At 64.0% G+C, this 12,773-nt stretch carries 11 protein-coding genes; 3 read left to right on the plus strand and 8 right to left on the minus strand.

The genetic code is table 11. The annotated features are described in order from the left end of the window. The first annotated feature begins 152 nt into the window (after positions 1-152). Complete coding sequence (gene lysM, locus F0Q04_RS22930) at positions 153-617, plus strand: peptidoglycan-binding protein LysM (protein WP_116926348.1); 465 nt, start codon at positions 153-155, stop codon at positions 615-617. 73 nt (positions 618-690) lie between these two features. Here lysM and F0Q04_RS22935 read toward each other — a convergent pair whose 3' ends face one another. The 6 genes from F0Q04_RS22935 to F0Q04_RS22960 form a co-directional block, all read right to left on the minus strand. Next, the gene (locus tag F0Q04_RS22935) at positions 691-3,540 is read right to left on the minus strand and encodes a class I SAM-dependent methyltransferase (protein ID WP_182343703.1); all 2,850 of its coding nucleotides are present in this window, start codon (positions 3,538-3,540) and stop codon (positions 691-693) included. Positions 3,541-3,545: 5 nt separating this feature from the next. Beyond that, positions 3,546-4,931: an ABC transporter ATP-binding protein gene (locus F0Q04_RS22940; protein ID WP_182343705.1), complete on the minus strand. Its 1,386-nt coding sequence runs from the start codon at positions 4,929-4,931 to the stop codon at positions 3,546-3,548. Then, positions 4,921-5,748 (minus strand): ABC transporter permease, encoded by an 828-nt coding sequence (locus tag F0Q04_RS22945; RefSeq protein ID WP_232539454.1) that lies wholly within the window; start codon positions 5,746-5,748, stop codon positions 4,921-4,923. The genes F0Q04_RS22940 and F0Q04_RS22945 overlap by 11 nt, the downstream gene beginning before the upstream one ends. 100 nt (positions 5,749-5,848) lie before the next feature. After that, complete coding sequence (locus F0Q04_RS22950; RefSeq protein WP_182343707.1) at positions 5,849-6,280, minus strand: rhodanese-like domain-containing protein; 432 nt, start codon at positions 6,278-6,280, stop codon at positions 5,849-5,851. A gap of 39 nt (positions 6,281-6,319) precedes the next feature. Continuing rightward, the gene (locus tag F0Q04_RS22955) at positions 6,320-7,411 is read right to left on the minus strand and encodes a M48 family metallopeptidase (RefSeq protein WP_232539455.1); all 1,092 of its coding nucleotides are present in this window, start codon (positions 7,409-7,411) and stop codon (positions 6,320-6,322) included. Positions 7,412-7,484: 73 nt separating this feature from the next. Then, positions 7,485-8,312, minus strand: coding sequence for a lysophospholipid acyltransferase family protein (locus F0Q04_RS22960; protein WP_116926344.1), 828 nt, complete (start codon positions 8,310-8,312; stop codon positions 7,485-7,487). Between F0Q04_RS22960 and F0Q04_RS22965 the strand changes: the two genes are divergently transcribed. Next, complete coding sequence (locus F0Q04_RS22965) at positions 8,311-8,784, plus strand: hypothetical protein (RefSeq protein ID WP_133248160.1); 474 nt, start codon at positions 8,311-8,313, stop codon at positions 8,782-8,784. The two genes, F0Q04_RS22960 and F0Q04_RS22965, sit on opposite strands and share 2 nt — an antisense overlap. 312 nt (positions 8,785-9,096) lie before the next feature. Continuing rightward, positions 9,097-11,205, plus strand: coding sequence for a replication restart helicase PriA (priA, locus tag F0Q04_RS22970; protein WP_182345880.1), 2,109 nt, complete (start codon positions 9,097-9,099; stop codon positions 11,203-11,205). On the opposite strand, the gene F0Q04_RS22975 is transcribed toward priA, so the two are convergent. Together F0Q04_RS22975 and F0Q04_RS22980 are read right to left on the minus strand one after the other, a co-directional pair. Then, positions 11,202-12,152 (minus strand): AEC family transporter, encoded by a 951-nt coding sequence (locus tag F0Q04_RS22975; protein ID WP_116926343.1) that lies wholly within the window; start codon positions 12,150-12,152, stop codon positions 11,202-11,204. The genes priA and F0Q04_RS22975 overlap by 4 nt on opposite strands. A 161-nt stretch (positions 12,153-12,313) precedes the next feature. Further along, on the minus strand, positions 12,314-12,673 hold the full coding sequence (locus F0Q04_RS22980) for a hypothetical protein (protein ID WP_021028991.1): 360 nt from the start codon (positions 12,671-12,673) through the stop codon (positions 12,314-12,316). Positions 12,674-12,773 lie beyond the last annotated feature (100 nt).

A 12,773-nucleotide genomic window follows, 5' to 3' on the forward strand; every position in this document is an offset into this window, starting at 1 on the left:
TCGCCCGCCTTGTTGCCCGTGCAACATCCCCGGGATCCCGCGTCTTCCCGGCACCACTGTGAATTTTTTTCAAGCGGCACCGTCTGACTTCATCGCGTTCGCAAATACCTATATATTGGACAGTTCCTGTAACCAACCCTCTAGGAGTCACCATGGGACTGTTCAGCTTTATCAAGGAAGCCGGTGAGAAATTGTTCGGCGGCAAGGAAGCGGCTGCCGCTACGGCACCGCAAGACCTGAACGCGACGGCAGGCGCTGCCATCGAAAAATACATTGGCACCCAGAACCTGGGCGTGTCTGATGTGAAGGTCGCCTTTGATGCCGGCAAGGTCACCGTGACCGGTGTGGCCCCCACCCAGGCGGCGAAGGAAAAAGTCACGCTGTGCTGCGGCAATGTCTCGAGCGTCAGCGATGTCGACAACCAGATGACCGTTACCAACCCTGAGCCAGAAGCCAAGTACTACGACGTGGTCTCGGGTGACACGCTGTCGGGTATCTCCAAGAAGATGTATGGCGATGCCAACAAGTACATGACGATCTTCGAAGCCAACAAGCCCATGCTGAGCGACCCCAACAAGATCTACCCCGGCCAGAAGCTGCGCATTCCAGCGCTGTAATCCAGCCCCGTCCATCAAAAAATCCCGCAACCGGACTGGCCGGTGCGGGATTTTTTTCGTCCAGGCTCGCGGGTTAGCGGGCCTGCGCCTGCTGAAAGCGCTCGACCAGCTGGCGCAGATCCTGCTCGGCCTTGTAGATGACCGCCAGGTACTCGTGGTTGTTGATGCCCCAGAGCGAGGAGTCCATGTCGGTGGTGTGAGCCACCAAAAACGGCAAGGTGGTGACCACCCGCATCTGGGCGCGGCCCTGCAGGTAGCTGTCGATGGTGTTGGTATGCGGGTCGCGGATGGAGGAATTCCACTGCGCCAGCGCTTCGAGCGCGGGCTGCGCGTAGATGTTGTGCACCATGCTGGTCATGCGGTCGAGCACCACAAAGGTCTCACCGTCCCGCTCCTGCACCTCCAGCACCTGGGTGCCCGGGTGGATCTTGGCGATCAGACCGGCAAAGATATCCCACTGACCGTCATGGGCAGCCAGCCAGCTATCGACGCGGGCGCGGCGCTGGGCATAGTCGGGCGGCATCTCGACATCGTCTTCCATGATCTCCAGCTGCGTCGCCCCGGTCTGCAAGGCCTTGCGCGCCAGGTACTGGTAGCTCATCGCGCAGCCCAGCCAGCCGGGGCTGTAGCGCACGCCATCGAACACCGCCACCTCGGACTGCAGACCCGGCAAGGTCTGCTCGATGAAATGGGCGCGGCGGCGCACGGTCTCAGGCATGCTCAGCACCATGCAGCGGCCGGGCAGCGGCTGCGGCATCGTCAGCGCCTCCCACTGCGCCGCATCGATGCGGCCCAGCGCATAAAGAGCGCGCAGCACCATGAATTCAAACTGCTGGCCGCTGCGCACCACCTCATCCGCCAGCCCTTGCTGCAGCTGAGCCGGCGAGTGCACCTGCTGCTCCAGCATCTCCTGCACGGCCTGCACCATCGCCTGGGCGTCGCCCACCGGCGTTACCCGCAGCGCGGGGTTGTCCAGCAAGGCCGCATGCTGGTGGATATCGGCACTGCTCTCGGTCACCACGGGCGTGCCCAGGCTCAGACATTCGTACACCCGGGTGGTCTCAAGCAAGGCGCCTTCGTAGTAGTGGATATTGACAACCACCCGCGCCTGGCGCACGGCCTGGCGCAAGGCATCGCCAAACAGGTTGCCCTCGATGCGCACCGAGAACTGGCGCTGCAAGGCCTGCAGCATCTCCTGGCGCCGCGGCGCATTCACATCGCCGTAGAACAGCACATCGCAGTTCGGCTCGACGGGCGACAATGCAGGCTCGCCGCAGTCCTGCAACAGCTGCGAATACGCGGCCACGCCACCAATGGGCACCAGGAAGGTGTGCGGATAGCGGATGCCCTTGGTCTCCAAAAAGGCCAGGTTGGCTGGTGCATAGTCCCAGGCGGACAGCGAGTTTTCCAAGATCGCCAGGTAGTCATCAGTGAACCAACGCGGGCTGACGCTTTGCTCCATCTGAAAGACGATGCGCTTCTCACCGGGCGGCAGCTGTTTGAACATCTGCGGGCAGACCACGATGTACATATCCAGACCAAAGCCCTCGGCCGGCACATCCTGCAGCAGGCTCACTTCAAAGCCGGCCTTGCGCAGCACCTGGGCCAGCGCATGCGCAACAAACTGCGTGTGCGCCGTGGCCAAAATGCCGTAGTGCCGGTTGTTGCCAGGCAGCAAGGCTACCGCCGACCCCGGCGCGCCCCGGGCCTGGCGCATCTTGCGGCGCAGCGCATGGCGCAGCCGGCGCAGGCCAGCGGGCTCATAGGGCGCCAGCTTTTGCTGGAGCCGGAAGACCACGCGCTTGCCTTTGCGCAGCAAATCAGTGATCTGCCACATGGGCGAGAGCTTGCGCGCCAGCGCCTGCATCTGCTGGGCCTGCTGCTCGATCTGCCACTGCTTTTGCGCGGCCTCTTGCTGCAGCGCCAAGAACTTGATATCTTGTTGCTGTTGGCGGGTCTCCCACTGAGCCGTCAGCCATTGGGCCTGGGCCTGTGCCTGCTCCAACGCATTCTGGCTTTGCTGGGCCTGGGCCTGGGTGCCCTCCAGATGGCCCCGCAGCTGCTCGCGCTCCAGCTCCAGGCTGCGGATATCCGCATCGAGCTTTTCGATCCAGCTGTGGCGCTGCTGGCCAGCCGCTTCCAAGGACTGTATCTGCTCGCGCTGGTCGCCCAGCGCATGCTGCAGCGCCATCATCTCAGCCTTGGCTTCCAGGCGCGCGCCCAGCGCCGCAAACACGCGGCAGACTTCGCGCTGAAAGGCTGCATCACTGCGATCACAGAGGCTGCGCAGCAATGCAGGCTGCTGCGCGCCCACCAGCAACACGCCCAGGCCATTGCTGTGCGGAAAATGCAGGCTGGGGTAGCGCCCCTCCAGCTCCGCCCAGAGCTGGTGCACGCCAAAGTCATCGCGGTGCACATTGCTGTCGTGGAACAGCACCACGCCACGCTCGCTCAGCTTGGGCAGCCAGGTCTCGAAATCATGGCGCACCGCCTCATAGGTGTGCAGGCCGTCGATATGCAGCACATCCACACTGCCATCGGCAAAACTGGGCAAGGCCTCGTCAAAACGCATGCGCATCAGGGTCGAGAACTGGGTGTAGTGCGGGTCATGGGCCTGGCGCAGGCTGGCCAAAATGCCCTCACCGTAGGCGCCCGCATGGGCATCGCCCTCCCAGGTGTCGACCGCGTAGGTGCGCGTCATCAGCCCCTGCTCCGCAATCGCCTGGCAAAAAGCCAGGTAGGAGATGCCCGAATAAGCGCCCAACTCGACCAGGCTGCGCGGCTGTGCCACCGCCATCAGCCAGGCGGCAAACGGAATATGCCCCGCCCAGGGCGCGGGATGGGTCAGATGGTAGGGCTCCATCAAGGCGGCGGGCAGCAACCAGCCATCGCTGGCGCGCGTTTGCCCCGGGAGGTCTGTCATACGATTCATGGGGAAGAGGTTTCCTGTTGCGCCTGGCCAGCCTGCAGCACGATGGACCGCATCGGAATGCCCAGCAGTCCAGTGGCCATGTTCGTGGACTCGGACTTGAAGTGCAGCGCATCCTGGATCCAGTGCTGCTGTACGTGGTCGTGCTGCGAGCCATCAGCGAGTGCGACGTCGATCGCGTAATTGCCCACCGGCATGCGGGGCATGTCAAAACTGAACTCTGCCTGCAGGACCTGGCCGCCGGCACAGGCCACGGGCTGACCCAAGTAGCTCAAATAGCTGTTGTCACCAAACACGGCCTGGCCAGTGCGGTCCTTGACCACAAAGCCGACGATGGGCGAGGCTAGAGGCTGGTGGCACTGGGCCTGGATGCGCAAGACCACAGGCTCGCCCCCCACCACCCAATGCAGGGGGTGCTGCTGCGTATCCATCAGCCAGGCGCCGGTAATGCGCGCGCCACCCAGGCCAAACGATGGCGCCTCGGGGTTGAAGCGAAACACTTCGATATCGTTGCGCAGCGGCTCGGCGCGGAAGAAGTCGCGCCGCTGGTCATGCCAGGGCAGACCGGCATCGAAGACGGGTGCCGCCGGCGCCGCCGCAGCAGCCGGGCCACTGCCCTGCTCGGCCTCATAGCATGCCTGCATATAGCGGTCGCAGACCTCCTTGGTCGGGCCGATCTGCATCACCTGGCCCTTGTCGATCCAGACCACGCGGTCGCACAGGCTCTTGATGGCGGCCGTATCGTGGCTGACAAAGAGCAAGGTGCCGCGCTCCATGAAGCTGCGCAAAAAGCGCATGCACTTCTGGGTGAACACCGCATCGCCTACGGCCAGCGCCTCATCGACCACCAAAATATCGGCGTCCACATGGGCAATCACCGCAAAGGCCAGCCGCACATACATGCCGCTCGAATAGGTCTTGACCGGCTGGTCGATGAACTCGCCAATATCGGCAAAGGCGGCAATCGAGTCAAAGCGCTCGGCGATCTGCGCATCGCTCAGCCCGAGCAGCGCCGCATTCATCGCCACATTGTCCCGGCCCGAGAACTCGGGGTTGAAGCCTGCGCCCAGCTCCAGCAGCGCGGCGATCCGGCCATGGGTGGTGACCGCGCCGCAACTGGGCGCCAAGGTGCCGCAGACCATCTGCAAGAACGTGGACTTGCCCGAGCCATTGCGGCCGATGATGCCAATGGTCTCACCCTTGGCCACCTGCAGGTCCAGCCCGCGCAGCGCCCAGAACTCGCGGTGGTAGGGCTTGGGCTCGCGTCCCAGGAGGCGCGAGAGGCGGGGCATCACAAACTGCTTCAAGCGGTCGCCGGGCGCGTCATAGATATGGAAGCACTTGCCCAGGCCCTGCACGTCCAGCGCGATAGCTTCAGAGGACATCGGCAAATCCCTTGCGCGTCTTCTGGAACCAGGCAAAGCCCAGCCAGGCGACCAGGCTGCAGGCCAGCATGCTGATAGCCCAGCCGGTCCAGTCCGGCATGCGGCCCCAGATCAGCACGGCGCGTGTCTGTTCAATGAAAAAAGTCAGCGGATTGAGCCACATCGCGGTCTGAAAGCTCGCAGGCAGCGCATGCACGGGGAAGAAAATTGGCGAGATAAACATCAGCATGGTCGTCATCACCCCGGTGATCTGCTTGAGATCGCGGGCAAACACGCCCAGCGACGCAAAAAACCAGCCCACGCCGACACTGAGCAAGACCAAAGGCGCCCAGACCAGCGGCAGCAGCACGGCCGTGAGCGGAATCTTGCCGTTCAGCACCAGCAGCGCCACCAGCAGCACCACCAGACTGGCCAGCGCCTGGAACAAGGCCGAGCACACGGCCACGACCACCAAAATCTCCAGCGGAAACACCACGCGCTTGACGTAGTTCACATTGGCCAGCACCAGGTGCGGGGCGCGGTTGAGCACATCCGAGAAAAGCCCGTAGACGATCAAGCCGGCGAACAGCACCATCGCAAACTGGGTCTTGGACTCAGGCCCCTCGCCCCAGCGCGCCTTGAACACCACCGAGAACACAAAGGTGTAGATGACCAGCATGCACAGCGGTATCAGCACGGCCCACAGCCACCCGCCAAGCGATCCCTTGAAGCGCTCACTCACTTCCCGGCGCGTCATCTTGACCACCAGCGGCCAGTGCGCACGCACGCTACCCACCAATGCGCGCGCAGAGGCCGCGCTGCCTACACCGACAGTCAATGTGTCACTCCATCCATCATGAGGCGGCCAAGTTTACAGGCTCGGCGCTATTCCGACTGCCTCCCAGGCAGCTGGTTACAAGCAGCGACGATTACAAATGTCACTGGGACCAGGGCAAACCCTGGTATCGCCAGCCACCGAGTTGGCCGCGTTGCCCCTGGGCATTGGCATCGCCCTCAAAGCCCTGCAGGATGTTGTAGGCTTCCAGCCCCAGTTGGCTGGCGCGCTGCGCCGCTGCCACCGAGCGCACGCCACTGCGGCACAGCAGCACGATCTTGGCGCCTGGCGCCCGCTGGGCCAGGGCCAGCAGCTGGGCATCAAAATCCGGGTTCATCGCCATGTCCGGCCATTGCTTCCAGGCAATGGCCACGGCCCCAGGCACCTGTCCCACCCAGGCGCGTTCGGCATCGGTGCGCACGTCAACCAGCACGGCCTGCTGGTTTTGCACCCAGTGCCAGGCCAGGCGGGCACCAATATCACCGGCATAGCCATTGGCAGGCGCAATGGTCTGCTGTTCTGCGGTCAAGCTCATAGACACCTCTTCCAAAAATAGCGGGTAGACCCAGCCCCGCTATGCTGCCCGGTCCCAGGGCGGGGCCGGCATATCCTTCAGCTGCTGGCGCAGTGCGCGGTGGTCAGGCACCACCTCGGCCACGGTATCCCAAAAGCGGGGGCTGTGGTCCATCACCCGCAAATGCGCCAGCTCATGGGCCACCACATAGTCGATCACGGCCGGCGCATAGTGCATCAGCCGCCAGTTAAGCCGGATCGAGCCATCGGACTTGGCACTGCCCCAGCGCGTCTCGGCACTCGAGAGGCGCAAGCTGGTGTAGTGCACGCCCAGCAGCGGCGCAAAATGCGCCAGCCGCGCCAAAAAATGCTGGCGCGCGCTCTGGATGAACCAGGCCTGCACCAGATCGCGAATCTGTGTGCGCCCCGCACTGGGCGGCAGCGCCAGATAGAGGCGCGAGGGTGAGTCCGGCGCCTCTTCCTCGACCCGCCAGACCGCCCCGGAGCGCGCCACGCGCTGCTCGCTGTCGACCACCAGCTGCAGCGGCTGGCCCAGAAAAAGCAGGCTCGCGCCATCTTCCCAGCGGATGCTGGCGCTCAGGCTGCTGGCGCGGCGCTGCTGCATCTCGGCGATCTTGCGCACGATCCAGCCGGCCTTGTCCTGCAGCGCCTCGTCAATGCCCGGCTGCGTCACCCAGCGCGGCGCGCGCACCACCAGGCCGTCCTCACTGACCACAAACCCAATACTGCGCCGCTTGGCACGCTGGAGCAAGTAGGCCACCCGCTGGCCCTGCAACAGAATGCTGCGGTTGGCCACAGGATGGGCCTGCAAGGAGGCCGGCGCTGCGGGGGCGGCAGGGGCTGTTGGCCTGGCGGCGACCGGCACAGGCACAAGCACAGGCACAAGCACAGGCACAGGCACAGGCACAGGCACAGGCACAGGCACAGGCACAGGCACAGGCACAGGCACAGGCACAGGCACAGGCACAGGCGCTGGAGGCGCTGCGGCAGCAGGCGCGGGCGCCAGCACAGGCTGGGCATCAGCGACCGCCACAGCCGCAGGAGCAGGTGGTGATGGCCGCACAGCGGCAGTCGGCTCGCTGCGCTCCCACAGATCCAGCGCCATCTGCACCAGGCGGCGGACATCAACCATGGCAGCTCCCCGCTCTGCGGCAGCAGTAGGTCAACAAGACACGCTCAGCGGCGGACACGGCAGTCTTTTTCCTTTATTTGGCAGCGGTACCCGGCTCGGCAGCGGCGGATGCTGCACCCACGGCCGCAGCGGGCGCCTGCAGCGCAGGCTTGCCCACATAGGCCTCGGGGTCCAGGCGGCGCATTTCGGACTCGATCCAGTACTCCACCTCGGCCATCAGCTCGTCGTGCTTGCGGCCCTTGCTGTCGATGGGCTTGCCGACCGACACATCGACAATGCCGGGCGTCTTGACAAAGGCCTTGCGCGGCCAGCATTTGGCCGACGTCACCGCAATCGGCACCACCTGGGCACCGGTCATGATGGCCAGGCGCGTCGCGCCGGTCTTGTATTCGCCGCTTTCACCACGTGCAATGCGTGTGCCCTCGGGGAACATGATCACCCAGATGCCCTGGCCCAGCAGGCGCCTGCCCTGCTCCACCACCTTGTGAAAGGCGCGGCTGCCATCCTTGCGGTCGATATGGATCATGTCCAGGCTGCCAATGGACCAGCCAAAGAAAGGAATCTTCAGCAGTTCCTTCTTGAACACATAGGCCAGCGGTGTGGGCATGATGGCCGGCATCAGAAAAGTCTCGAAGGTCGACTGGTGCTTGCACAGCAGCACCACACCCTTGTCACTGCCGGGCTGGCCGGCCACTGGCAGATTCTCCATACCCTGGGTGCGAACCCGGATGCCGCAGAACCAGCCGGCGCTGTCTGCCGACAGCTTGAGCCAGCGGCGCGCCACTGCATAGCGGGCCTGGCTGCTGGCACCGCAGACCCGCAGCAGCAAGATGGTCAGGGTATAGGGAATGACCGTCAGGCCCATAAAGAGCGTGTGCAGTATCGAGCGGAGCAGTGGCATGGATCAAGTAAAAAAGGCAGAAGGACGCAACAAGCCTGGCCCCTTGCTGGCGATGGCCAGCGGGCCCAGCCTGGAGCCGCAAACCAGCGCAGCTGCATCGCACAGTGCGCCGAAGGCTGCTGCAAAAATTTCGACCCACGCCATGCAAAACAGCGCTGCGCAGGCGTGGTTGGCGCTAAATCATATCGGAAGCCAAGGCCCCCGGTCCGCGGCCTGTGCACGAACCTGCATCCAGCAACCGTATAAGCCCAGCACAAAACGCCAATTTCTGAATCACATCAAAGAATTGCAGTGGATAACTCAGCTAATTGGCGAAAAAATGTGGATAAGCGACGATGGGCTGCGCGCCCGCTCGGCGCGGTACCCGGCACCGGAGCAAGCACTTATGCACACAATGTGGAAAGCAGACCCTCTAGCACAATATCCTGGCTCTATCGACAACATTGCCAGATCACAAAACATAACTCAATGAAAGATATAAATAAAAAAATTTTGTCAGCCAATTCCACAAGCCAACTGACAATGTGTGGTAATTCCGATCCAGCGCAGAGCGCCGATATTTCAACAAAGTTATCCACAGAAATATAAGTCCCGTATTGATTTTTCTGAGGATTTGCCTTGTGTATAAGTTCTTTGGTTTCTCACAGGATTGCAGCCTTCCCCGCTTGCAATCAGGACAAACACCATACTGAGCGGCTCAGGCACCTCCACCGGGCCGGGGCCATGCGGTGCCACGCTAGTCGCTACACTCCAAGTTCCCGCGTCTCATTCCGCCCTCCCCTTGATTTTTCTGTCCATCGCCGTCCACACGCCCGCCTACAGTGCCATCAGCGCGGCCAGTGAACTGCTGACCTACCAAGCCCCCCATGCACTGCCCGCTGGCAGCCTGGTGCGCGTGCCGCTGGGCAAACGCGAGGTGCTGGGCGTGGTCTGGGGCCCGGATACCGCATTTGCAGGCGACCCGGCCAAGATCAAACCGATCACCGCGGTACTGGAGGCGATTGCGCCATTGCCTGCAAGTTGGCTGCGTTTGGTGCATTTTGCAGCCCGTTACTACCAGCGCAGCTTGGGCGAGATGGCGATTACTGCGCTGCCACCCGCGCTGCGCGACCTCACGGTGGAGCAACTGACCCGCCGCCTCAAGCGCAAAAAGACGGCGATCGACAGCGATGTCGCCGCCGACCAGGCGCTGGCCTTGAGCCAGGAGCAAATGGAGGTTTGCGAACAAATAGACAAAAATGCCGGCCCCTTCCTGCTTTTTGGCAGCACCGGCAGCGGCAAGACCGAGGTCTACCTGCACCAGGCCGAGGCCTTGCTGGAGCGCGATCCCCAAGCCCAGGTGCTGGTGATGGTGCCGGAGATCAACCTGACGCCGCAGTTAGAGGCCCGCTTCCAGGCACGCTTTTCGGCCCGGCTGGGCGAGAGCGCGGTTGTCAGCATGCACAGCGGCATGACGGCGCCCCAGCGCCTCAAAAGCTGGCTGGCTGCCCATACCGGCCAGGCACGCATCGTGCTGGGCACGCGCATGTCGGTGTTTGCCTCGCTGCCGCACCTGCGGCTGCTGATTGTCGATGAGGAGCATGACGCCAGCTACAAACAGCAGGAAGGGGCGCGCTACTCGGCGCGCGACCTGGCCATCTGGCGCGGCCATGACCTGCAGGCCCAGGTGATTCTGGGCTCGGCCACCCCCTCGCTGGAGAGCTGGTGGGCCAGCCGGCCGGCCCAGGGTGAGGATGCAGGCGGCCGCTACCTGCGGCTGGCCATGCCCAGCCGCATTGGCGCCGGTCAGATGCCGCGGCTGCGCCTGGTGGACATGCGCCAGCAGCCGCGCCAGGCGCTGTTCTCGCCCGCGCTGCTGCAGGCGATTACACAGCGGGTGGAGCGGGGCGAGCAGGCGCTGGTGCTGCTGAACCGGCGCGGCTTTGCGCCGGTGCTGTTCTGCGGCGACTGCGGCTGGAAAAGCGATTGCCCGCACTGCAGCGCGCACCAGGTGTTCCACAAGATAGACCGCACACTGCGCTGCCACCACTGCGGCTTCAGCCAGCGGGTGCCGCTGGCCTGCCCCAGCTGCGGCAACCCGGATATCCTGCCGCTGGGCAAGGGCACCGAGCAGCTGGAAGAGGCGCTCGAGCGCCTGCTGCGCAATGTGCAGCGGCCCGACGGGCAGCCGGCCCGCATTGCCCGCATCGATGCCGACACCACCAAGGCCAAGGGCGCGCTCGAAGAGAAGATGGCCGATATGCATGCCGGCGATGTCGATGTGCTGGTGGGCACACAGATGGTCGCCAAGGGCCATGATTTTCGGCGTGTGACCCTGGTGGCCGCCGTGCAGCCCGATGATGCGCTGATGTCCAGCGACTTCCGCGCGCCCGAACGCCTGTTCTCGCTGCTGCTGCAGGCGGCTGGCCGCGCCGGACGCGATGCGGCTTACGTGGCCGCCCAGGGCAGCGCCGTCGAGATGTGGCTGCAGACCCAGCAGCCCGAGCATGCCGTCTACCAGGCCCTGCGCCAGTGGGACTACAGCGGCTTTGCCGCCCAGCAGCTCAAGGAGCGGCGCGATGCGGCCATGCCGCCCTTTGCCCACCAGGCCATCATCCGCGCCGATGCAAGGTCCCAGCAAGAGGCCCAGGCCTTTTTGCGCGCCGCCTCCGAGCTCGCCCACAGCCAGCAGCTGCTGGACGGCAGCGAAGTCTTTGTCTACCCGCCGATTCCGCTGTCCATGCAGCGCGTGGCCAATGTGGAGCGCGCCCAGATGCTGATCGAGAGCCCCTCACGCAAGGCCTTGCAGCAGTTTTTGCGCGCCTGGCAGCCTTGCCTGCACTGGTTGCGCGCGCATCCGGAGCACAAGGGCCTGGTGCGCTGGCTGGTCGATGTGGACCCCCAAGCTATCTAGACCAACCAGGTCACCGCCGCCGAAAAGCTGACAAAGGCCAGCGCCGTGCTGACCAGGATGATGTGCGCAATGCGGCCATTGTGGGCGCCATAGCGCCCGGCCAGCAAGGTAACATTGCTGGCACTGGGCAGCGCAGCCACCAGCGCAACGACCAGCAGCGCAAACGGCTGGACCGGCAGGCCCGCAGCCATGGCGGCATGGCCCAGGCCCAGCACCAAGAGCGGATGCACAAAAAGCTTGACCAGCGCCAGCGGCACATAGCTGGCGGGGGCAGCATATTCCGCCTCCACCATCTTGGAGCGGGCCAGCACGGCGCCCACAGCAAACAGCGCCACCGGCGTGGCAGCGCTGCCCAGCAGGCCGGCGGTCTGGTCCAGCGGCTGGGGCAGCGTCCACTCCATGAACGAGGCCAGCGCGCCCAGCAAGATGGCCCAGGGCATGGGGTTGGTGAGCACGCCTTTGAGCGCCTTGAGCAGCGCCGCACGTGCATTGCCTGCGGCCCCATCCATGCGCGACAGCGCCAGGCACAGCGACGTGGTGAACACCATGTCGACCAGCATGGTGACAATGGCCGGGCCGGCCGCGGCTTGACCCAGCAGCGCAACCAGCAGCGGCAAGCCCATGAACCCGGTATTGGGAAAAGCGGTCACCAGCGCGCCAAAAGCGCTGTTGTTCCAGTCCATGCCGCGCAGGCGCGAGGCCGCCACGCAGCCCGCGACCAGCAACAGCTGGCACAGCACATAGAGCAGCAAGATGGGCAGGTTCATCAACTGCGCAAAGGGCAGCGATGAGCCCGCTTTGTACAGCATGCAAGGCAGTGCGAAATACAGCACAAAGGCATTCACGCCCGCAATCGCGGGCAGCGGAAAAATGCCGCGCCGCGTGGCCACAAAGCCGCACAGAACCAGCGCAAAAAACGGAAAGGTGACTTGGAAGACGGACAGCACGGCTCGATTGTGCCCAGAATGCGCCAGCGCAGATGTAGCGCGAGGGACCGGCACTGGTTGGCGCGGCCCATAAAAGAAAAGACCGGCCATGCGCATGGCCGGTCTTGCAAGGCAGGGATCTGGCCGAAACCCGGATCAGTGCCTACAACGACCTGAAAATCTCAGATCGTCACCAGTTTCTCGACTTCCGCGCATTTGCGCCGGGCCAGCGCCAGGTTGCTGCGCTGCTTGTCCAGCACCAGGTACAGGAACAGGCCTTCCTTGAGCGCCACCGGGCGGATGATGTGGTACTGCGAGCCCAGGGTGATCAGAATGTCATCGATGGAATCTTGCAGACCCAGCGACTTCATGGTCTTGAGCTTGGCCCGCACGACCTCGGTGTTGCCAGCGGCTGCCAGCTCCAGGTCCAGGCCCGATCCGGCACTGCCCAGAAGCATGCCGCTGCCACTGTCCACCAGCGCGGCGCACATGGCGCCCTCCACCGTCAAAAGTTGCGTCAACGTGTCTTGAACCGAAGCCATCTCACTCCCCCTTCACACACTGGCGGTTTATCGTTGCTGCGCCATGCGGCCAGTGCGGCGCATACGCAGCTCTCCCACAACAAGATGCCGGCCGCAGCCA

It is taken from the genome of Comamonas koreensis, assembly GCF_014076495.1.
Classification (GTDB): domain Bacteria; phylum Pseudomonadota; class Gammaproteobacteria; order Burkholderiales; family Burkholderiaceae_C; genus Comamonas; species Comamonas squillarum.